Origin of the sequence: Streptomyces zaehneri, from assembly GCF_032248645.1 — a bacterium.
Classification (GTDB): domain Bacteria; phylum Actinomycetota; class Actinomycetes; order Streptomycetales; family Streptomycetaceae; genus Streptomyces; species Streptomyces coriariae.
The window spans coordinates 63,854-84,060 of the sequence record NZ_JASTTJ010000028.1 but is presented as its reverse complement, the minus strand read 5'-3'; the positions used below and the strand labels follow the sequence as shown (position 1 = coordinate 84,060).

17 protein-coding genes, 2 tRNA genes and 1 pseudogene are annotated in these 20,207 nt (G+C 69.3%); 5 read left to right on the top strand and 15 right to left on the bottom strand.

Translation table 11 applies throughout. From position 1 onward, the window contains the following. Nucleotides 1-15: 15 nt before the first annotated feature. Both QQM72_RS34900 and QQM72_RS34895 read right to left on the bottom strand, forming a co-directional pair. Complete coding sequence (locus QQM72_RS34900) at nucleotides 16-693, bottom strand: class E sortase (RefSeq protein ID WP_314224824.1); 678 nt, start codon at nucleotides 691-693, stop codon at nucleotides 16-18. Between the two features lie 33 nt (nucleotides 694-726). Continuing rightward, entirely contained in the window at nucleotides 727-1,542 is an 816-nt protein-coding gene (locus QQM72_RS34895; protein WP_314224804.1) for a DUF881 domain-containing protein, read from the bottom strand. 140 nt (nucleotides 1,543-1,682) lie between these two features. Here QQM72_RS34895 and crgA point away from each other — a divergent pair, with 140 nt between their 5' ends. Continuing rightward, nucleotides 1,683-1,937, top strand: coding sequence for a cell division protein CrgA (gene crgA, locus QQM72_RS34890; RefSeq protein ID WP_314224803.1), 255 nt, complete (start codon nucleotides 1,683-1,685; stop codon nucleotides 1,935-1,937). 280 nt (nucleotides 1,938-2,217) lie between these two features. Here the strand turns inward: crgA and QQM72_RS34885 are convergent, their stop codons facing one another. Both QQM72_RS34885 and QQM72_RS34880 read right to left on the bottom strand, forming a co-directional pair. Next, nucleotides 2,218-3,108, bottom strand: a complete 891-nt coding sequence (locus QQM72_RS34885) for a rhomboid family intramembrane serine protease (RefSeq protein ID WP_314224802.1) — start codon at nucleotides 3,106-3,108, stop codon at nucleotides 2,218-2,220. Nucleotides 3,109-3,312: 204 nt separating this feature from the next. Continuing rightward, entirely contained in the window at nucleotides 3,313-3,846 is a 534-nt protein-coding gene (locus tag QQM72_RS34880) for a peptidylprolyl isomerase (RefSeq protein WP_314224801.1), read from the bottom strand. Nucleotides 3,847-4,178: 332 nt separating this feature from the next. On the opposite strand from QQM72_RS34880, the gene QQM72_RS34875 reads away from it, so the two are divergent. Beyond that, on the top strand, nucleotides 4,179-4,883 hold the full coding sequence (locus tag QQM72_RS34875) for a DUF5324 family protein (RefSeq protein WP_314224800.1): 705 nt from the start codon (nucleotides 4,179-4,181) through the stop codon (nucleotides 4,881-4,883). 82 nt (nucleotides 4,884-4,965) lie between these two features. Here the strand turns inward: QQM72_RS34875 and QQM72_RS34870 are convergent. Then, nucleotides 4,966-5,038, bottom strand: a tRNA-Ala gene (locus tag QQM72_RS34870). 180 nt (nucleotides 5,039-5,218) lie between these two features. Between QQM72_RS34870 and QQM72_RS34865 the strand changes: the two genes are divergently transcribed. Together QQM72_RS34865 and QQM72_RS34860 are read left to right on the top strand one after the other, a co-directional pair. Beyond that, a complete protein-coding gene (locus tag QQM72_RS34865) occupies nucleotides 5,219-5,767 on the top strand; it encodes a helix-turn-helix domain-containing protein (RefSeq protein ID WP_020130633.1) in 549 nt (182 codons plus the stop codon). 166 nt (nucleotides 5,768-5,933) lie between these two features. After that, nucleotides 5,934-6,818: pseudogene (locus QQM72_RS34860) on the top strand (serine/threonine-protein kinase); the annotation flags it as partial. A 1,481-nt stretch (nucleotides 6,819-8,299) separates the two neighbouring features. Here the strand turns inward: QQM72_RS34860 and QQM72_RS34855 are convergent. Continuing rightward, on the bottom strand, nucleotides 8,300-9,670 hold the full coding sequence (locus tag QQM72_RS34855; protein WP_314224799.1) for a hypothetical protein: 1,371 nt from the start codon (nucleotides 9,668-9,670) through the stop codon (nucleotides 8,300-8,302). A 212-nt stretch (nucleotides 9,671-9,882) separates the two neighbouring features. After that, the gene (locus tag QQM72_RS34850) at nucleotides 9,883-10,011 is read right to left on the bottom strand and encodes a DLW-39 family protein (protein WP_003999697.1); all 129 of its coding nucleotides are present in this window, start codon (nucleotides 10,009-10,011) and stop codon (nucleotides 9,883-9,885) included. 349 nt (nucleotides 10,012-10,360) lie between these two features. On the opposite strand from QQM72_RS34850, the gene QQM72_RS34845 reads away from it, so the two are divergent. Further along, complete coding sequence (locus QQM72_RS34845; protein WP_314224798.1) at nucleotides 10,361-10,726, top strand: DUF6344 domain-containing protein; 366 nt, start codon at nucleotides 10,361-10,363, stop codon at nucleotides 10,724-10,726. 133 nt (nucleotides 10,727-10,859) lie between these two features. Here the strand turns inward: QQM72_RS34845 and QQM72_RS34840 are convergent, their stop codons facing one another. From QQM72_RS34840 to gnd, 8 genes are all read right to left on the bottom strand, one after another. After that, nucleotides 10,860-11,222, bottom strand: a complete 363-nt coding sequence (locus QQM72_RS34840) for a VOC family protein (protein ID WP_314224797.1) — start codon at nucleotides 11,220-11,222, stop codon at nucleotides 10,860-10,862. A 129-nt stretch (nucleotides 11,223-11,351) separates the two neighbouring features. Then, nucleotides 11,352-11,428, bottom strand: a tRNA-Ile gene (locus QQM72_RS34835). A gap of 123 nt (nucleotides 11,429-11,551) precedes the next feature. Then, on the bottom strand, nucleotides 11,552-12,343 hold the full coding sequence (locus QQM72_RS34830) for a DUF3566 domain-containing protein (RefSeq protein WP_314224796.1): 792 nt from the start codon (nucleotides 12,341-12,343) through the stop codon (nucleotides 11,552-11,554). Between the two features lie 18 nt (nucleotides 12,344-12,361). Further along, nucleotides 12,362-14,956: a DNA gyrase subunit A gene (gene gyrA / locus QQM72_RS34825; protein ID WP_314224795.1), complete on the bottom strand. Its 2,595-nt coding sequence runs from the start codon at nucleotides 14,954-14,956 to the stop codon at nucleotides 12,362-12,364. 42 nt (nucleotides 14,957-14,998) lie between these two features. Then, nucleotides 14,999-17,083 (bottom strand): DNA topoisomerase (ATP-hydrolyzing) subunit B, encoded by a 2,085-nt coding sequence (gene gyrB, locus QQM72_RS34820; RefSeq protein WP_314224794.1) that lies wholly within the window; start codon nucleotides 17,081-17,083, stop codon nucleotides 14,999-15,001. Between the two features lie 375 nt (nucleotides 17,084-17,458). Continuing rightward, a complete protein-coding gene (locus QQM72_RS34815) occupies nucleotides 17,459-17,992 on the bottom strand; it encodes a DUF721 domain-containing protein (protein WP_314224793.1) in 534 nt (177 codons plus the stop codon). Then, nucleotides 17,989-19,110 carry a DNA replication/repair protein RecF gene (gene recF / locus QQM72_RS34810; protein ID WP_314224792.1) on the bottom strand — a complete coding sequence of 374 codons (1,122 nt, stop codon included), beginning with the start codon at nucleotides 19,108-19,110 and terminating at the stop codon, nucleotides 17,989-17,991. Before recF ends, QQM72_RS34815 begins: the two co-directional genes overlap by 4 nt. Before the next feature lie 52 nt (nucleotides 19,111-19,162). Next, a complete protein-coding gene (gnd, locus tag QQM72_RS34805; RefSeq protein WP_054242112.1) occupies nucleotides 19,163-20,038 on the bottom strand; it encodes a phosphogluconate dehydrogenase (NAD(+)-dependent, decarboxylating) in 876 nt (291 codons plus the stop codon). Between the last annotated feature and the right edge of the window lie 169 nt (nucleotides 20,039-20,207).

Genomic DNA, 20,207 nt, shown 5'->3' with positions numbered 1-20,207 from the left:
CCGTACGCCACCAGACTAACGGCGCAGGGCCTTCGGTTCGCCTGCCTCCACGGGCTGTGTGGAGTCAAGGTGCGCCCAGACGATCAGCCGGTGACTGTGCCCCCATTCCGGATCACACGTGGTCAACGTCAGGTACCGGCCCGGACGCGTATACCCCGACTTACGTGGCACAGCGTCGATCACCTCGACGTCCGAGGGCACGGTTTTGTAAGGCCCTTTGTCGATCCGATAGGTGAACCAGGTCGTCCCGTCCGTCAGGACCACCGCGTCCCCACGCCTGAGCTCGGGAAAATCCTTGAAAGGGTCGCCATAAGTACGGCGGTGACCCGCGACGGAGAAATTACCGGTCTGCCCGAGCCGCGCGCCGCCCGCGTAGTGCCCCAGCCCCTTCTTCAGGGTGCCGGTCGCCGTGCCTTCCAGCACCGGCTTGTTCCACGTGAAACCAAGACGCGGGATGTACATCACCGCGAAGGGCCTGCCGACGCGGTACGGCGCCGGCCGCGCGGTGGCGCTCGCGCCTGGGGTGGGGGCCACGGTCCCCTGTGCCCACTGGTCGTGGAGCTCGTCGATCTGGTCGCCCATGACACGGTCGGCCTGTACGCCGGTCCAGAACAGTACGTAGACGACGAAGAGGACGATGACGGTGCCGGCGGTGATGCACAGCTCGCTGAACGTCCTGACGATCACCCGCACCGACACAGGCGCCCCCCGGCGGCCGCTGCTCCACTACTCCACAGGCTTGGCGTAGTGCAGATCCACTGTGCCGGAGTAGCCGGGCAGAGTCACCGCCCCGTCCTCGGTGACTTTCCAGCCGAGGCCGTAGACGTTCACGTAGACCATGTAGTTCTGGATCGCCGGGGCCTCGGCGAGCGCCTGCTGAAGCTTCTCCGGGTCGCCGACCGCCTGGATCTTGTACGGCGGTGAGTAGACGCGGCCCTGGAGGATCAGGGTGTTGCCGACACAGCGCACGGCGCTGGTGGAGATCAGCCGCTGGTCCATGACCTTGATGCCCTGGGCGCCGCCCTGCCAGAGCGCGTTCACGACGGCCTGCAGGTCCTGCTGGTGGATGACCAGGTAGTCGGGCTGCGGCTCCGGGTAGCCGGGGAGCTTGGCGGTGGCGTTCGGCGGGGCGTCGTTGAGGGTGACCGTGATGGCCTCGCCCTTGACCTTCTGGGTCCCGGCGTCCTTCTCCAGGCCCGCGAGCTTGTCGTCCTGGGCCTGGGTGCTGCCGTCGTCGGCTTCGGCCAGCGACTCCACGTCGTCGCGCAGGACGCCGTTCGTCTCGTCCAGCTCGCCGTTCTTCTGGCTGCGCTCCTGGATGAGGTCGGACAGCTTCAGCAGGGAGGCGTCCGTGCGGATGTTGGTGCCCTTGGCCGTGTTGAAACTGGTGAAGAAGAGGAGGCCGGCGAGGGCGAAGACCCCCACGGTGAGCACCCGTACGGGCCGGAAGCCGCCCCGCCGGTCGGAGGCGGAGGAGTCGCCGGCGGACTCGGGGTCGGAACCCGTTGTACCCGTCCCGGGGGAGTCGGCAGAATTGCTCAACGTACCCTTATCTCCTTCGGCGCCGTAGAAGCACTACGCTAACGGACGCCCGGGGGAGCCCTTCAGTCCCCTGGCACGCAGCCCCCGAGCCCGATCCAGCACCTGCGCGGCCACGCAGCGCATCGACAGGAGAGACCCTCGTGCCGAAGTCACGTATCCGCAAGAAGGCCGACTACACGCCGCCCCCGGCGAAGCAGGCGACCGCCATCAAGCTGAACAGCCGTGCCTGGGTCGCGCCGGTGATGCTGGCCATGTTCCTCGTCGGACTCGCCTGGATCGTCGTCTTCTACGTCACGGACGGCTCGCTGCCCATCGACAAGCTGGACAACTGGAACATCGTCGTCGGCTTCGGGTTCATCGCGGCCGGATTCGGCGTCTCCACGCAGTGGAAGTAGCGGTCGCGGCAGCGGGGCCGGGGCGGGGCGAGTAGCTCTGCCCAGGGCAATCCCCTGAGTTATCCACAGCGGTTTTCCACATGATGGGGAAAAGAAAGACGATCTGTGGATAACTCATCGGAGGTTGACGCCGGTGTGACGTAATTACCGGCCGCCACCCTCACTCGAATGAGTGTTCGCCCCCTGTCTGACCTGTGCAAACGCAGGTCGAAGGCAGGGGGCACAGCTGTTCCCGCACGTTGTGCACAAGATTCGACACAGACTGTGGACAACAGCACGCTCAGGTGAGCTGGGCGGTCCTCAGAAGCGTTACCACCACGACGACGGCCAGCATCAACGCGCAGGTCCCGAACTGGACGAGGGCCCGGCGCTCGCGGGGGGCGTGGACCATGCCGATCCCCATCACGACACCGGCGACCAGACCGCCGATGTGCGCCTGCCAGGAGATACCGCTCCACCCGAAGGTGATGACCAGGTTGATCACCAGCAGGGCGATGATCGGCCGCATGTCCTGCCGCAGCCGGCGCATGAGGACGGCCGTCGCACCGAACAGACCGAAGATCGCGCCGGAGGCGCCCAGCATCGCGGTACCCGGCGAGGCGAGCAGATAGCTCAGAGCGCTGCCCGCGAGACCGGACACCAGGTAGAGCGACAGATAGCGGGCCCGGCCGAGCGCCTGTTCCAACGGGCCGCCGAGCCACCACAGGCTCAGCATGTTGAAGGCGAGGTGCCAGGGAGCCTCGTGCGTGAACATCGAGGTGACCATGCGGTACCACTCGCCCTCGGCCACGCCCTCCGTCGGGTTGAAGGGGGCAGGCGGCCACTGGCCGATCAGCATCAGGCTGTCCAGCAGCGAGGACCGCACCTGTACGGCGAGGAAGACCGCCACGTTGATCCCGATGAGGATCTTGGTGAGCAGACGGGGATCGGCGGTGACGACGCCTCCCGCGAGCGTGCGGGGCCGCGAGGCACTGGGCGCGTGGCCCGTACCGGAACCCTCACGGACGCAGCTGGGGCACTGGAAACCGACGGAGGCGCTGACCATGCACTCCGGGCAGATCGGGCGCTCGCAGCGGGTGCAGCGAATGCCGGTCTCCCGGTCGGGGTGCCGGTAGCAGACGGGCAGGCCGCTCTGCGCGTCGTCCTGCCGGCTGCCAGGCGCCTGGTCCATGGGCTCCCCCAGGTAAGTCGTCCGAGTTGTCGTGGGCGAGGGTCAATCAGTTGAGTAATCGAGTAATCGAGTAAACGAGTAAACGAGTATCGGAGCAGTCGGCGGAGTCGGAAAGGAACCGCCCTGCTCATCCTTACGGACGAGCAGGGCGTTTGGTTCCCGACGGGGCGCCGGTGGTTCCCGAGGGTGCGCCGGGGCGTCGCCTCAGCTCTTGCGGCTCTCGACGACGACCGACTCGATGACGACGTCCTTCAGCGGGCGGTCGGTGCGCGGGTTGGTCTGGGCGGCCGCGATGACGTCCACCACCTTCTGGCCGGCCGGGTCGACGACCTCGCCGAAGATGGTGTGCTTGCGGGTCAGCCAGGCCGTCGGGGAGACGGTGATGAAGAACTGCGAGCCGTTGGTCGCCGGGCCGGCGTTGGCCATGGCCAGCAGGTAGGGCCTGTCGAAGCGCAGGTCCGGGTGGAACTCGTCCTCGAACTGGTAGCCGGGGCCGCCGGTCCCGTTGCCCAGCGGGTCGCCGCCCTGGATCATGAACCCGCTGATCACGCGGTGGAAGACCGTGCCGTCGTACAGCTTGTCCTTGGACCGCACGCCGGTCTCCGGGTTGACCCACTCACGCTCGCCGGTCGCGAGGTCGACGAAGTTCTTGACCGTCTTCGGGGCGTGGTCCGGGTAGAGCCGGATCTCGATGTCGCCGTGGTTGGTCTTCAGGGTGGCGTACAGGTGCTCGGCCACGGTCTGCCTTCCGTTGTCTCTCTGTGACCCACAGATCCTCGCACGGTCCGGGTCAGGCATCGTCCGACAGTCCGCCCCGGCATCAGAACCGCCGGTTCGGGTACACAAAAGCATCCGACCCTTCCGGGACGGGAGCGGGCGGCGCCGATCCGTGGCATCGTCGGCTTTGTCGCCCTGTCGACCCTCTATTGCCCTTGTCCCCGATCCGTCCCCTATCGCATGTGATCAGCACCCGTATGCCCGTCCGCGCGTGCCGGGACGGCCATTGACAGGCATGATCCGTAAAAGGGTGGAAAGTCGAAATACCGTACGCCACCGAGGAGGAGGAACCCGTGACCCGCATCGACAGCGTGCGCGCCGCGACCGGCTCGGCGAAGGACAGCGTGCTGCACGCCGCGGAAGTGGTGGCGCCCTACGCCGACACGGCCAAGGAACGGGCCGCGCTCTACGCGCATGAGGCCCGTGTACGGCTCGCGCCCAAGGTGTCGCTCGCCGCAGAACAGGCCCGCGTGCAGTACGACGCCCACGTCGCCCCGCGTCTGGAGCAGGCGAAGACCCATGTCCCGCCGAAGGTGGACCTGGCCGCGCAGGAAGCGGCCGCCCGCACTCGGCTGGTCGCACGACAGGCCGCCGACTACTCCCGGCCGAGGATCGAACAGGCGGTGGCCGCGGCCGGGCCCGTGAAGGACGAGGCCGCCGCCCGAGGTGTCGCGGCGCTGGCCGCTCTGCGCGGCCAGGTGACGCCGAAGGAGATCGAGAAGCTGACGCGCAGGCACCGGCGTCGGGCCAAGGCGGGCAAGCTGGCCAAGGCGCTGATCGTCCTCGGTGCCGTGGCCGGCGGTGCCTACGCGGCCTGGAAGTGGTGGGACAAGCAGGCCAACCCGGACTGGCTGGTCGAGCCGCCGGCGGCCACGGAGGTACCCGCCTCGGGCGGCCTGACCTCTGTGGACGGCAGCGGTGACCCGTCGGTCCTCGACGCCGAGGTGCAGGCCAAGGAAGCCGAGGAGGAGGCCGCGAACCGCGACGACCGCAGCTGAGCGGCCGACGGCCCACCTGCGCCCCCTTATGGAAAAAGACCCCACCCACCTGCGTTTCCGCAGGTGGGCGGGGTCTTTCACGTGGAGCCTAGGGGAGTCGAACCCCTGACATCTGCCATGCAAAGACAGCGCTCTACCAACTGAGCTAAGGCCCCGCAAGAGACGTCCGGCCGGAAAACCTCGTACCGGCGGGCGCCGCAGACCAGAGTACCGGGTCACCCGGGGTATCTCGCAAAAAGATTGGGGGTCCCCGCGGATGACCACTCTCCGTAAGATGCTCGGACGCGGTTCGCTACAGCGAACCGCGGTTTCTGGGGAAGCGATGGGGAGACGCAATGGACGCCGCACAGCAGGAAGCGACCGCGAGAGCGCGGGAACTTCAGCGGAACTGGTACGGGGAGCCGCTGGGGGCGCTCTTCCGTAAGCTCATCGACGATCTCGGCCTCAACCAGGCTCGTCTCGCTGGGGTACTGGGACTCTCGGCGCCGATGCTGTCGCAGCTGATGAGCGGTCAGCGGGCGAAGATCGGCAACCCGGCCGTGGTGCAGCGGGTGCAGCTGCTACAGGAGTTGGCGGCACAGGTCGCGGACGGCAGCGTCAGCGCCGCCGAGGCGACCGAGCGCATGGACGAGATCAAGCGGTCCCAGGGGGGCTCGGTGCTCAGCAACACCACACAGACGACGAGTGGTTCGGGTGCGCCCACGGTCAAGCGGGTCGTCCGCGAGATCCAGTCCCTGCTGCGCTCGGTGGCCGCCGCCGGAGACATCATCGACGCCGCCGACACTCTCGCCCCGACCCACCCGGAACTGGCAGAGTTCCTCCGGGTGTACGGCGCGGGCCGTACGTCCGACGCGGTCACGCACTACCAGTCCCACCAGAACTGAGCCCTCGGCCCGGTCGCCGAAGGGGGTTCGGCAGCCGGGCAGTCGGCAGCTCGGGGGGCGTCAGGACACAGCGGGGCACACGGGGGTCGTATCGCTCATCGCGGGGGAAGCAGAGGGGCAGAGGGGGAGACCCGAGCGGGACCAGGGGGAGGAGCGACGCACAGCCATGGGTGAGGTCTTCGCCGGACGGTACGAACTGGCCGACCCGATCGGTCGCGGAGGGGTGGGTGCGGTCTGGCGTGCCTGGGACCACCGCCGCCGCCGCTATGTGGCGGCCAAGGTGCTCCAGCAGAGCGACGCGCACGCGCTGCTGCGCTTCGTCCGCGAGCAGGCGCTGCGGATCGACCATCCCCATGTGCTCGCGCCCGCCAGCTGGGCCGCCGACGACGACAAGGTCCTGTTCACCATGGATCTGGTGGCCGGCGGTTCGCTGGTCCATCTCGTCGGCGACTACGGCCCGCTGCCCCCGGTCTTCGTGTGCACGCTGCTCGACCAGTTGCTCTCCGGGCTCACCGCGGTCCACGCGGAAGGTGTCGTGCACCGCGACATCAAACCGGCCAACATCCTGCTGGAGGCCACCGGTACGGCCCGGCCGCGCCTCAGGCTCTCCGACTTCGGCATCGCGATGCGGCTCGGCGAGCCCCGGCTGACCGAGACCAACCTCGTGGTGGGAACGCCCGGTTACCTCGCGCCCGAGCAGATGATGGGCGCCGAACCGGACTTCCCCGCCGACCTGTTCGCCGTCGGCCTGGTCGCGCTGTATCTGCTGGAAGGCGCCAAGCCGGACGCCAAGGCGCTCGTCCAGTACTTCGCGGAGCACGGGACTCCGGGCGCCCCCAAGAGTGTGCCGGAGCCGCTGTGGCAGGTGGTCGCCACCCTGCTCCAGCCGGACCCGCAGGCCCGCTTCCGCACGGCCACGGGGGCGCGCAAGGCACTCGCCGCGGCCGTCGAGCTGCTGCCCGAGCCCGGCCCGGACGACGAGCTGATCGAGATCTTCGACCAGCTCGGACCGCTGCCACCGGGTTTCGGCCCCGACGGCCCGCCAAGACGACCAAGGCCCCCCAACTCCCGGGCTCCCCACCCGAACACCACCCCAGAACAGAGCAGCCCGCACACCACCCCAGAACAGATCCGGCCACACACCGCACCCGACCCCGGCCGCCCACACAGCACAACCGACCCAGGCCGCCGGCACACCACCTCCGATACGGGCCATCTGAGCACCGCGCCTGAGCGGGGCGACCTGGGCGCCGCTCCCGATCGGGCAGGCCTGGGAGACGCTCCCGGTGCGGGCAGATTGGGCGCCGCTCCCGACCGGGCAGGCCTGGGAGACGCTCCCGGTGCGGGCAGATTGGGCGCCGCTCCCGACCGGGCAGGCCTGGGAGACGCTCTCGGTGCGGGCGGCCTGGGCCACCACGCTCCCGACCTGGGAGGCCTGGGCCACGCTCCCGATCCAGGCGGCCCGGGCGCCGCTCTCGGCCCCGGTGGCTCGGGCGCCGCTCCCGGTCCGAGCCGCCCGCACACCGCACCCGGTCCCGGTGGCTCGGGCGCCGCAGCTGACCCAGGACGCCCGCACACCCCACCCGAGTCCGGCGGTCTCGGCGCCGCACCCGGTTCGGTTCTGCCGGACGGCGCGCCCCAGTCGGCCGGCCGGGACATCGGGTCGCTGCCCGCCCGTCCGGGAGTGGCCCCCGTTGGAGCCCCTCCGGGCACCGGTTCACTCCCCTCCGATCCAGCGTCGCCCGCCGCTCCTGCCCATCCGGGCACAGGCAGGCTGCCCTCCCGGCCGGACGGAGCGCCTGATCCGGCCCGCCCAGGCACGGGTACTGGTACTGGTACTGGTACGAACTCGGGTACCGGCACAGGCTCGGGGTCGGGTACCGGCACAGGCTCGGGGTCGGGTACCGGAACGGGCTCGGGGTCGGGTGCCGGAACGGGCTCGGGCGTCGGTGGTGGCCCGGGACCCAGCGTCGGTGGTGGGTCGGTGTGGCCGGGCGGGGGATCCGTACCGTCCGCGCCAGGCCATGCGCCGGGCTCCGTGCCGAACGACCCACGGCAGCAACCGGATTCGACGCCTACCGATCCACGTCGGCCCACACGACCGACCCCGCGACCGACCCCGCGGTCGGCCACCTCCGCCCCCGCCTCGGCGCCCGCGCCCGCTCCCTCCATGTCGGACACCGGCAGCTTCCACCTGCCTCCCCCGCAACCGGCGGCCGGCTCCTTCACCGAACCCGGAGCCCCGGAGCCCTCCACTCCGTATCCCCCCGCCTACGCGCCGACGCCCGGCCCCATGGCCGCGCCCCCGTACGAGCCCACATTCGTGTTGCCCACCCGTGGGCAACACGGTGAGGTGTCCACCGCCTCCTACACCGCCCACGACCCTCAGGCCACACGAGCCCCGCAGGCCCCGTCTTCGCCGCAGGTCGTCTCGCCGCACGGCCGGCGCCGAGGGCATCGTGCCGCCCGCCGTGAGCGTCCCGGTCCGCCCGCCAGGGTCGCGCTGCCGCTGCTGTTCCTCGCGCTGGTCTGCTACGCCGTGGGGTTCTGGGCGTTGACGCGCATCTGAACCGCCGCCCGGCGCCGGGCGGTCAGCGTCCAGACCCCGAGCACCATCAGCAGCACGCTTCCGGTGCCGATGCCGCCCACGGCGATCGCCTTCATCGCGGGATCGCCGCCCGACGCTCCGTCACCCGACGCGTCGGCACCCACCGGGCTCCCGCTCCCCGAGAGCACGGGGTCAGGAGCGCCGACGTCGAAGAACCCGCGCGGCACCGACTGCCGCGCGTAGCCCGGACCGGCCTGGGTGCTGCCGCCGAGCCGGACGCGCAGGGTCAGCCCGTACGGCCCCTCACCGAAACGATCGGCGACCTGCGCGGCGAGGTGCACCACGAGGTAGTACGAGCCGGCGAACCGCAGGGACTTCGTCGGGTCGGTGGGGGCGTACCGGTTGGCGTATCCGACCGGCGGGACCGGGGGCAGCGAGGCCGACTTCTGGCTGCCTCCGTAACCGATGCCCGTGTCCTTGACCGAGGCGCGCACCGGGTTGTAGAGCGTCATCTCCAGAGCGTCGACCACATACCCGGAGTTCTTCTCCGCACTGCCCAGGTCGACGGTGGCGGACAACTGCTGCCCCCAGTCGACGGGCACCTTGTAGAAGAGGGTCTGCCCGGGGACGATCTCGTCGCTCCGGACGCCCTGTTTCACGGCGGCCGCCTCGGCGAAGCCTGCCCCGCCCCGGACGGAGGCCGGCTCGTCCACGGGCGGCGTGGGCGTGGACGAGTCCCACACCTCGGGCACGCGCGTGTCGGCCGCCTTCGCCAGGGGCGCTTCGGATACGGGCGCGAGCTCCAGGTCCCAGGACCGGCCGTCGGAAAGGTCCGTGTCCTGCTCACCGCTGCCGGTTCCACTGTCCGTGCCGGTGCGCTCGACGACGACGTAGTACGTACCGGTCTTCTGGCACACCCCCTTGCCCGGCAGGAGTTCGCGCGCTCCCCAGGCGGTGAGCGGCTGGGGGCTCACGGCGGTCCCGACGGTCACGGAGTCGGAGGAGCACGTGACGCTGTCGGCGTCCTGCACGGAGACGCTGATCCCGTCCCCGGCGGAGAGTGCGGTTCCCGCGCGCGGGATGGCCGTGACGGAGACGTACACGTCCGACACGCCGTCGAGTTCGAGGCGGTAGTAGGCCTTGTCCTCGCCCGGGAGGGAACTCCGGTACGTCGCGCCGGGTTCCAGGCGGGCGGCGCCGGTGGTGCCGGTCGTCGCGGGGGCGCTGCGGACGTCGTCGGCGAAGGCGTACGACGGGACGTCCGGCGCGGCAACGGCTGCCGGTACGGGCAGCACCGCCGGCGCCGCACAGAGCACCGCTCCTACGACCGTGCTCCGCGCGACGGCCCGCCACACGGCCGCTCCATGCCCCGTACGCCGGCCCATCGACCCCGCCCCCTCGCCTTCGACCGAACGTGGGCCATCCTCTCCCGCACGCGCGCGTGCCACCCCCGCATTCCGTACGAGCGTCCGAAAAGGCCGCCTCTAACCGCGGGCCGGGGGATCCGCAACACAAAACCCCGACCGCGAGCGGCGGCCGGGGTCTGTTCAGTCTTCGGTATCGATACTCACGAACCCGTGGGCACGGAGTCAGTCGCCTCCGTCCACAGATCCTGCTCGGCGCGATCCGCCTGGATCTGGCGGTACACGAGGAGCCCGCCGATGGCGGCCAGTGCGACCAGGAGAAGCTTCTTCACCGCGCGACCTCGTCTTTCCTTGACGTAGGGGACCTCTGGCGCCCGACTATACACACCGACCGATACCGATCGGTGACCTGCGTCCGCCCCTCAACTGCCGCCCTCGGCAGCGCAGTAGGAGCGGATCACACCACTCCGATCGGAGGGTGATCACATCCGCACGGACGGTGATTTTCGTCCGTGCTCATACCGTCTGATCCTTACTTCTCCGCTTTTGGAGCTGTTTGCGGCCATCCGGGTGGTGTTCATCAGAACAACGCCACGCCGCGAGCGTCGGTCCACCACTTCGCGCCCTCCCTACACATCATGAGGAAAGTACGCAAATCGCCCAACCCGAAAGTGAGGGGCCATGCCCGAGAACCGGGTCATGAAGCTGTGGACCGCCATCGTCACCGCCTTCCTCGCGCTGTGCACGGCGCTCGGACTCATCACGACGACCGCCACCACGGCGGCGGCGCAGACCGCTTCGACGCGCGGCGGCGAGAGCATGCCCCCCACGGACACGACGGTGTGGCCGACGGTCGCGGCTCCCTGGGTCTTGGCCCAAGCCCGCTCCCTGCCCCCCACGATGAAGCAGCGCATCCGCGCAGAGGCACACGGCAAGTCACCGAGCTGCCGCCACCGCGGCCTCCCGGACACGGAAGCGGCCGAGGACACCGCCGCTTCCTGCGACTCCGCGGACCCGGCCGAGCCGGCCACCCCGCTGCAGCGCTGAGCCCCTGGCACGCCCGGTGCCGCCTCCCCCGACGTAACGGCGAACTTGCGTACAGCCCGCACGAGCAGGCCCGGCAGCTCCCCTGGAGCCACCGGGCCTTCGCCGTGCCCCCACCGCACTCACTCGTCCCTGGTCAGGGGTTCTCACCCCGCCGTGGGCCAAGGACACAGAACTCGTTGCCTTCGGGGTCTGCCATGACGACCCACGACTGGTCACCCTGGCCGATGTCGACACGCTTCGCGCCATGAGCCTCGAGGCGGGCCACCTCGGCGTCCTGGTCATCAGGCCTGAAGTCGAGATGCAGCCGGCTCTTGCCCTGCTTGCTCTCCTCGAGCCGGACGAATTCCAAGCCCGGCAGGCGGTCCGGCTCCCGGCGGATCTCGAACTCATCGCGGGAGGAGTGGACCACGACCCACCCAAGAGCCTCGGCCCACCACCGTCCCAGGGCCCCCGGATCCGCCGAGTGAACGATTACCTGTTCCCATTCCAAGGTCATCCGGCGAGCCTAGGGGTTCCCGGAGCCTGGAGGACCGGCTCATCGACCGACAGCGGCCGTACACGGCCGTTGATGCCGGCCGCCGATGCAGAAGGCCCCCAACCATGATCGGTTGGGGGCCTTCGTGTCTGGTGGGGCTAACAGGATTTGAACCTGTGGCCTCATCCTTATCAGGGATGCGCTCTAACCAACTGAGCTATAGCCCCGCCGCGCTCTGCGGTGTGTGTCCCGCGCGCTGACTCCTGAAGATTAGCGCACGACGTGGGCAGTCCCAAAATCGATAGTCGCGGGACGCCCAACAGGGTTTGGAACCGCTGCGACGGCAGAGGTCACTCGTCCTCGGCCAGCGTCAGCTCGACGCCGCCGACGAAGCCCGCGGACAGGTTGTAGATGAACGCGCCGAGCGTCGCGAGCGCGGTCGCGAGAACGACGTCGATGACCGCGATGATCGACGTGAACATCAGGACGTGGGACAACGACAGGAACGACTGGAGGTCGAAGCCGTTCGACTCGTTCGAGCCGGTCGCCTCCGAGACCGTGCTGCCGACCGTCGAGAAGACGCCCATCGCGTCCATGACCATCCACAGGACGGCTGCCGCGACGATCGTGCAGATGCCCAGGGCGATGGAGAGCAGGAAGCTGACCTTCATCACCGACCAGGGGTCGGCCTTCGACACCCGCAGCCGGGCCTTGCGCACCCGGGGCGTGGTGCGGGCGCCGGTCCGCGGACGCCGTACGGCGCCGGCCGCGGCAGGCGCCGCGGGCGCCTGGGCCGGGTAGGCCCGCGGCGGGTGGTAGGGCCCGGCGGGCTGCTGCGGCGGCTGGCGGTCACCGGGAAGCGGCGATGCCTCCTGCTTGGCCTGTGTGCCTCTGGTGTCCGTCACGGTTCCCCCCTGGGATCCCTTCGATCCTTGCCTGTCGGTCGAGGGTGAGGGCGAGTCGGCCGCAGAGGGCTTGATGGCCTTCAACTGGGTCGTGTGGGTGTCCGCCGCACGCCCCTCGGCACCCCCCGCGCCCCGCGCGTCGGTCGTACGCGCGTCCCCCGCCGGCGCGGCGGAGCCACGGCCGCCGCCGTTCTTTCCCGTACCGGCAGACGTACCGGCGCCCGTGGCTCCGCTCACGATGACTCTCTCCTCGTGCTACTCGGCCGAGGGCGACTCACCCTCGTCCGTGCCGGTGGTCGTGGCTGCCTCGACGGTCTCGTCCACGGCGACCTCGCCGTCGACCTCCTCCGCCTCGCGCCCCGCCTCGGCGTTACGTGCGATACCGACGACGGCATCGCGCTTGCCCAGGTTGATCAGTTGGACGCCCATGGTGTCACGGCCCGTCTCCCTGACCTCGTTGACTCGCGTACGAATCACACCGCCGGACAGCGTGATGGCGAGGATCTCGTCGGTCTCCTCGACCACCAGCGCGCCGACGAGCGAACCGCGATCCTCGACGATCTTGGCAGCCTTGATACCCAGGCCGCCGCGACCCTGGACGCGGTACTCGTCGACGGCGGTCCGCTTCGCGTACCCACCGTCTGTGGCAGTGAACACGAACGTACCGGGTCGAACAACATTCATCGAGAGCAGCTGGTCTCCCTCACGGAAGCTCATGCCCTTGACACCCGAGGTGGCACGGCCCATGGGCCGCAGGGATTCGTCCGTGGCGGTGAACCGGATCGACTGGGCCTTCTTGCTGATCAGAAGCAGATCATCGTCGGCCGAGACGAGTTCGGCTCCGATCAGTTCGTCGTCGGAACCGTCCTCCGTTTCACGGAGGTTGATCGCGATGACACCACCGGCACGCGGCGAATCGTAATCCTTCAGAGGCGTCTTCTTGACCAGGCCGCCCTTGGTGGCCAGGACCAGGTAGGGCGCCGCCTCGTAGTCGCGGATCGCGAGGATCTCGGCGATCGCCTCGTCCGGCTGGAAGGCGAGCAGGTTCGCGACGTGCTGTCCCCGCGCGTCGCGACCGGCGTCGGGCAGCTCGTACGCCTTCGCCCGGTACACCCGGCCCTTGTTGGTGAAGAACAGCAGCCAGTGGTGCGTGGTGGAGACGAAGAAGTGGTCGACGATGTCGTCTTCCTTGAGCTTCGCCCCGCGCACGCCCTTGCCGCCACGCTTCTGGGAGCGGTAGTCGTCCGTCTTCGTGCGCTTGACGTAGCCACCGCGCGAGATGGTGACGACGATGTCCTCCTCGGCGATCAGGTCCTCGATGGACATGTCACCGTCGTAGGGCACCAGCATCGTCTTGCGGTCGTCGCCGTACTTCTCGACGATCGCGGCCAGTTCCTCGCTCACGATGCCGCGCTGGCGTACCGGCGAGGCCAGGATCGCGTTGTACTCGGTGATCTTCGCCTGGAGCTCGTCGTGCTCCTGGATGATCTTCTGTCGCTCCAGGGCGGCCAGTCGGCGCAGCTGCATCTCGAGGATGGCGTTGGCCTGGATCTCGTCGATCTCCAGGAGCTCCATCAGGCCCGTGCGCGCGATGTCGACGGTGTCGCTGCGCCGGATCAGCGCGATGACCTCGTCGATGGCGTCCAGGGCCTTCAGCAGGCCGCGCAGGATGTGCGCCCGCTCCTCCGCCTTGCGCAGCCGGAAGCGCGTACGGCGGACGATGACCTCGATCTGGTGCGCCACCCAGTGGCGGATGAACGCGTCCAGCGAGAGCGTGCGCGGGACACCGTCGACCAGGGCCAGCATGTTGGCGCCGAAGTTCGACTGGAGGTCCGTGTGCTTGTACAGGTTGTTGAGGACGACCTTGGCGACCGCGTCCCGCTTCAGGACGATGACCAGGCGCTGGCCCGTACGGGACGACGTCTCGTCACGGACGTCCGCGATGCCGCCGACCTTGCCGTCCTTCACCAGGTCGGCGATCTTCTGCGCGAGGTTGTCGGGGTTCGTCTGGTACGGCAGCTCCGTGACCACCAGGCACTGGCGGTTCTGGATCTCCTCGACCTCGACGACCGCGCGCATCGTGATGGAGCCACGGCCCGTGCGGTACGCCTCCTCGATGCCCTTGCGGCCGACGACGAGCGCGCCGGTCGGGAAGTCGGGGCCCTTGATGCGCTCGATGAGGGCGTCGAGGAGCTCCTCGTGCGAGGCCTCCGGGTTCTCCAGGTACCACTGGGCGCCGGACGCGACCTCGCGCAGGTTGTGCGGCGGGATGTTGGTCGCCATGCCGACCGCGATGCCGGCCGAACCGTTGATCAGCAGGTTCGGGAACCGGGCCGGCAGGACGGTCGGCTCCTGGGAGCGGCCGTCGTAGTTGTCCGTGAAGTCGACGGTCTCCTCGTCGATGTCGCGGACCATCTCCATGGACAGCGGCATCATCTTGCACTCGGTGTACCGCATGGCGGCCGCCGGGTCGTTGCCGGGAGAGCCGAAGTTGCCGTTGGAGTCCACCAGCGGCATCCGCATCGACCACGGCTGCGCGAGGCGGACCAGCGCGTCGTAGATCGAGGAGTCGCCGTGCGGGTGGTAGTTGCCCATGACGTCGCCGACGACGCGGGCGCACTTGTAGAAGCCCTTCTCGGGCCGGTAGCCGCCGTCGTACATGGCGTACAGGACGCGGCGGTGGACGGGCTTGAGGCCGTCCCGGACGTCCGGCAGCGCGCGGGAGACGATGACGGACATCGCGTAGTCGAGGTACGAGCGCTGCATTTCCGTCTCGAGCCCGACGGGCTCGATGCGCATCACGACGTCGCCGCCCTCTTCAGGGGTGACGGGAGTGTTCTCGTCGGTCATTGCTGGTGAGAATCCTTTCTGGTGCGGTCAGCTGAGACCGACTCAGATGTCGAGGAACCGGACGTCCTTGGCGTTGCGCTGGATGAACGCGCGACGCGCTTCGACGTCCTCGCCCATCAGGACCGAGAACAGGTCGTCGGCCTGGGCGGCGTCGTCGAGGGTGACCTGGCCGAGGACGCGGTGCTCCTGGTCCATGGTCGTGATGCGCAGTTCCTCGGCGTTCATCTCACCGAGGCCCTTGAAGCGCTGGATCGAGTCCTCGCGCACGCGCTTGCCGCGCTGGCGGCCCATCTCGAGCAGCGCGTCGCGCTCCCGGTCGGAGTACGCGTACTCGATGTCCTCCCGGCCCCACTTGATCTTGTACAGCGGGGGGCGCGAGAGGAACACGTGCCCGGCCTCGACCAGCGGCCGCATGAAGCGGAACAGGAAGGTCAGCAGCAGGGTGTTGATGTGCTGGCCGTCGACGTCGGCGTCCGCCATCAGAATGATCTTGTGATAGCGGAGCTTGGAGATGTCGAAGTCCTCGTGCACACCGGTGCCGAAGGCCGAGATGAGCGCCTGGATCTCCTGGTTCTGGAGGATCTTGTCGATCCGCGCCTTCTCGACGTTGAGGATCTTGCCCCGGATCGGAAGGATCGCCTGGTACTGCGGGTTGCGGCCGGACTTGGCCGAACCGCCGGCGGAGTCACCCTCGACGATGAAGATCTCGCACTTGATGGGGTCGTTCGACTGGCAGTCGGAGAGTTTGCCCGGCAGGGACGCCGACTCCAGCAGACCCTTGCGCCGGGTCAGGTCGCGGGCCTTGCGGGCCGCCACGCGCGCGGTGGCCGCCTGGATGCCCTTGCGGACGATGTCCGCTGCCTCCACCGGGTTGCGGTCCAGCCAGTCGTTGAGGTGCTCGTAGACCGCCTTCTGGACGAAGGTCTTCGCCTCCGTGTTGCCCAGCTTGGTCTTCGTCTGACCCTCGAACTGGGGCTCGCTCAGCTTGACGGAGATGATCGCCGTCAGACCCTCGCGGATGTCGTCACCCGTGAGGTTGTCGTCCTTCTCGCGCAGCAGCTTCTTGTCGCGCGCGTACTTGTTGACGAGGTTCGTCAACGCCGCGCGGAAGCCCTCCTCGTGCGTACCGCCCTCATGCGTGTGGATGATGTTGGCGAAGGAGTACACGCCCTCGGTGTAACCGCTGTTCCACTGCATGGCGACTTCGAGGGAGAGGCTCTTCTCCTTGTCCTCCGCCTCGAGGTCGATCACCGTCGGGTGCACCACGTCGCCCTTGCGGGAGTTGAGGTACTTCACGAAGTCGACGATGCCGCCCTCGTAGTGGTACGTGACGGTCTTGACCTCGTCCTTCTCGTCCGCACCCGCCTCGTCCGCACCGGCGGTGGCCTTCGCCGACTCCCGCTCGTCGGTGAGCTTGATGGTCAGACCCTTGTTGAGGAACGCCATCTCCTGGAAGCGCCGCGAGAGCGTCTCGAAGGAGTACTCGGTGGTCTCGAAGATGTCGGCGTCGGCCCAGAAGGTGACCGAGGTGCCCGTCTCGTCGGTGGCCTCGTGCTTGACGAGCGGGGCCGTCGGGACGCCCATCTTGTAGTCCTGCGTGTGGCGGTGGCCGTCGGTCCTGACCTCGACCGCGACCTTGCTCGACAGGGCGTTCACGACCGATACGCCGACGCCGTGCAGACCGCCGGAGACCGCGTAGCCGCCGCCGCCGAACTTGCCGCCCGCGTGCAGCACGGTCAGCACGACCTCGAGGGCCGGCTTGCCCTCGGAAGCGACGATGCCCACCGGGATACCGCGGCCGTTGTCGATGACGCGGACACCGCCGTCGGCCAGGATCGTCACGTCGATGGTGTCCGCGTGGCCGGCCAGCGCCTCGTCGACCGAGTTGTCGACGACCTCGTACACGAGGTGGTGCAGGCCGCGCTCGCCGGTCGAGCCGATGTACATACCGGGTCGCTTACGGACCGCGTCCAGACCCTCGAGGACGGTAATGGCGCTGGCGTCGTACGAGGTGGTGACCTCGCTGGTCGAGGCGGCTGCCCCGCCGCTCGCGCCGGCGTCGGTGGACGGGATGTTCTCGTTGGGGTTGCCGGAATCGGCCACGAAGCGCCCTTTCTGGCACAGCACCAGCCAGGCTCGTCGGCAGGTTGCCGGAGCGGCTGCGGCATGTTGCGTTGGTAAGCCTTGATCAGCGTTGCTCAGCTTCTCCCGGGCGGTCCCCACGTTCGGGGCGGGATTGGCTTCCAGTCTACCGGTAGCACTGACACTGATGGGGGTTTGCCGGTACCTGAGTCCGCATGTGCCGCCCTCAACCGGTCTCTTCCGGGTCCCGATATACGGAAGGGGGCTCCAAGAGGCTCACGGAGGCACTCAGCGCTTCCGGGTGTCAACCCTTGGCTACTTGGGAGTCACGTCCGAATTCGCACCCGCACGCAGGCACACGCGACAAAGGCCGGGCGGTCCCCGCAGGACTCTCCCGGCCTTTGAAAAGCGTGACGCACGTCACCCGTAGGTATCGCCGGGACCGGTGCTCCCAGGGGCCCTGAGGGGGCCGTAGCGGCGTGCGGGGCCATGGGGACCGAGCACCTTGATCTGCCGCACCGTCCCGTGGCCCAGATCCTCGTTGAGGCGTGCGACCAGAGTCGGCGCGAGCAGTCGCAGGTTCGTCGCCCAGGCCGTGGAGTCACAGCGCACGATCAGCGCCCGCTCGTCCTCGTCGTACTTCTCCGGCACACAGTGCTTGGCCACGTCCTCGCCGACGATCTGCGGCCACCGGCCCATCACACCGCCCACCGCCGCCGGCGCCTCCCACCCGCGCTCGTTGAGCAGCCGGTTGATCGCCGCGCCCAGCGCCATGGGGTCGCGGCCGTCCGCGCGCGCGCCGGAGCGCAGGCCGCCACCGCGCCGTGCCTGCTTCTTCTGCTGAGCCGCGTCCCCACGCGCGCGTGCCTGCTCGCGGGCCGCCCTGAGCGCCACCCGCGCGAGGTCGACGCCGGACGGCTCGGGGGCCCGCTTCGGGGGCTCGTCGGCGGTCATACGCGCTCCACCGCCCCCTCGGCCACGGCGTACCTGGCCCCCGCGAGCACATGCGGCACGTCGTCGTCGACCGCCGCCGTCACCAGCACCTGCTCACCGGGAGCCACCAGCTCGGCCAGCCGTTCCCGCCGCCGGGCGTCCAGCTCGGCGAAGACGTCGTCCAGAACCAGCACCGGCTCGTTGCCCTCGGCCCGCAGCAGGTCGTACGAGGCCAGCCGCAGCGCCAGCGCGTACGACCAGGACTCGCCGTGCGAGGCGTACCCCTTGGCGGGCAGCTGGCCGAGCTTGAGAATCACGTCGTCCCGATGCGGGCCCACCAGGGTCACGCCCCGCTCGATCTCCTGCTTGCGGACGTCCGCGAGCGCGGCCATCAGCTGCCCGTAGAGGTCCTCACGTGTGTGTGCCTCACCGGGCGCGGACGGCTTGTACTCCAGGGCCACCGGACCGCCGCCGGGCGCCAGCTGCTCGTACGCCTTGTCGGCGAGCGGCTGGATCACGGCGACCAGGTCGAGGCGCTGGGCGAGCAGCTCGGCACCCACGCGCGCGAGGTGCTGATCCCACACGTCGAGGGTCGACAGGTCCATGGAGCGGCCGCCGTGCCGTCGGGCGAGCGCGGCCGACTTGAGGAGTGTGTTGCGCTGTTTGAGCACCCGCTCGTAGTCCGAGCGCACGCCCGCCATCCGCGGGGAGCGAGCGGTGATCAGCTCGTCCAGGAAACGGCGCCGCTCACCTGGATCGCCCTTGATCAGCGCGAGATCCTCGGGCGCGAACAGCACGGTCCGTACGATGCCCAGCACATCACGGGGTCTGACCTGCGAGGACCTGTTGATGCGGGCACGGTTGGCCTTGCCCGGATTCAGCTCCAGCTCGATCAGCTGCTGCCGCTCGCCCTGCCTGACCTGCGCCCGGACGATCGCGCGCTCGGCGCCCATGCGCACCAGGGGCGCGTCCGAGGCGACCCGGTGGCTGCCGAGGGTGGCGAGGTAGCCGACGGCCTCGACGAGATTCGTCTTGCCCTGCCCGTTGGGGCCCACGAACGAGGTGACGCCCGGGTCGAGCGGAACCTCGACCCGGGCGTACGAGCGGAAGTCGGCCAGCGACAGATGCGTGACGTGCATGGTCGTTCGCCGACCTCCCCCAGGGTTGTGGATCGCGGGGCGACCCTGTGGACTACTTCTTCTCGACCGCGTGGCCGCCGAACTGGTTGCGCAGCGCCGCGATCATCTTCATCTGCGGCGAGTCCTCCTGACGGGAGGCGAACCGCGCGAACAGCGACGCCGTGATGGCGGGCAGCGGCACGGCGTTGTCGATCGCGGCTTCCACCGTCCAGCGGCCCTCGCCGGAGTCCTGCGCGAAGCCGCGCAGCCTGTCGAGGTGCTCGTCCTCGTCGAGGGCGTTGACGGCCAGGTCCAGCAGCCAGGACCGGATGACCGTGCCCTCCTGCCAGGAGCGGAAGACCTCGCGCACGTCCGTGACGGAGTCGACCTTCTCCAGCAGCTCCCAGCCCTCGGCGTAGGCCTGCATCATGGCGTACTCGATGCCGTTGTGGACCATCTTCGCGAAGTGGCCGGCGCCGACCTTGCCGGCGTGCACCGCGCCGAAGTCGCCCTCCGGCTTGAGCGCGTCGAAGACGGGCTGCACCTTGGCCACGTGCTCCGCGTCGCCGCCGTACATCAGCGCGTAGCCGTTCTCCAGGCCCCAGACGCCGCCGGAGACGCCGCAGTCCACGAAGCCGATGCCCTTGGCGGCCAGTTCCCCGGCGTGCTTCTCGTCGTCCGTCCAGCGGGAGTTGCCGCCGTCCACGACGACGTCGCCCGGCTCCAGCAGCTCGGCGAGCTCGTCGACGGTCGACTGGGTGGCGGCGCCTGCCGGAACCATCACCCAGACCACGCGCGGGCCCTCGAGCTTGCCCACAAGCTCTTCGAGGCTGTGGACATCGGCGAGGTCCGGGTTGCGGTCGTATCCGACGACGGTGTGGCCGGCGCGGCGGATCCGCTCGCGCATGTTGCCGCCCATCTTGCCGAGGCCGACGAGACCGAGCTCCATCAGTTGTTCCTTAGGTCGCTGTGTGGCGTGGGGGCACATTCGTACCCATGTCCGAGCCTAAACCCGGACGGTCACGCACACCTGTGGGCATACGCGCTCAGACGTACGACCCCACCTGGGGGTTCACCGGTGACTTCTCCCCAGGGACCGCCCCGGTCGTCCACCGCCT

Excerpts from the sequence above, each read along its gene's own strand:
- QQM72_RS34815 (WP_314224793.1), bottom strand. The coding sequence starts at position 17,992 with ATGACCGCCGACGAGCCCCCGAAGCGGGCCCCCGAGCCGTCCGGCGTC.
- gnd (WP_054242112.1), bottom strand. The coding sequence starts at position 20,038 with ATGGAGCTCGGTCTCGTCGGCCTCGGCAAGATGGGCGGCAACATGCGC.
- QQM72_RS34885 (WP_314224802.1), bottom strand. The coding sequence starts at position 3,108 with ATGGACCAGGCGCCTGGCAGCCGGCAGGACGACGCGCAGAGCGGCCTG.
- gyrA (WP_314224795.1), bottom strand. The coding sequence starts at position 14,956 with ATGACCGACGAGAACACTCCCGTCACCCCTGAAGAGGGCGGCGACGTC.
- QQM72_RS34865 (WP_020130633.1), top strand. The coding sequence starts at position 5,219 with ATGGACGCCGCACAGCAGGAAGCGACCGCGAGAGCGCGGGAACTTCAG.
- QQM72_RS34840 (WP_314224797.1), bottom strand. The coding sequence starts at position 11,222 with ATGACCTTGGAATGGGAACAGGTAATCGTTCACTCGGCGGATCCGGGG.
- recF (WP_314224792.1), bottom strand. The coding sequence starts at position 19,110 with ATGCACGTCACGCATCTGTCGCTGGCCGACTTCCGCTCGTACGCCCGG.
- QQM72_RS34845 (WP_314224798.1), top strand. The coding sequence starts at position 10,361 with ATGCCCGAGAACCGGGTCATGAAGCTGTGGACCGCCATCGTCACCGCC.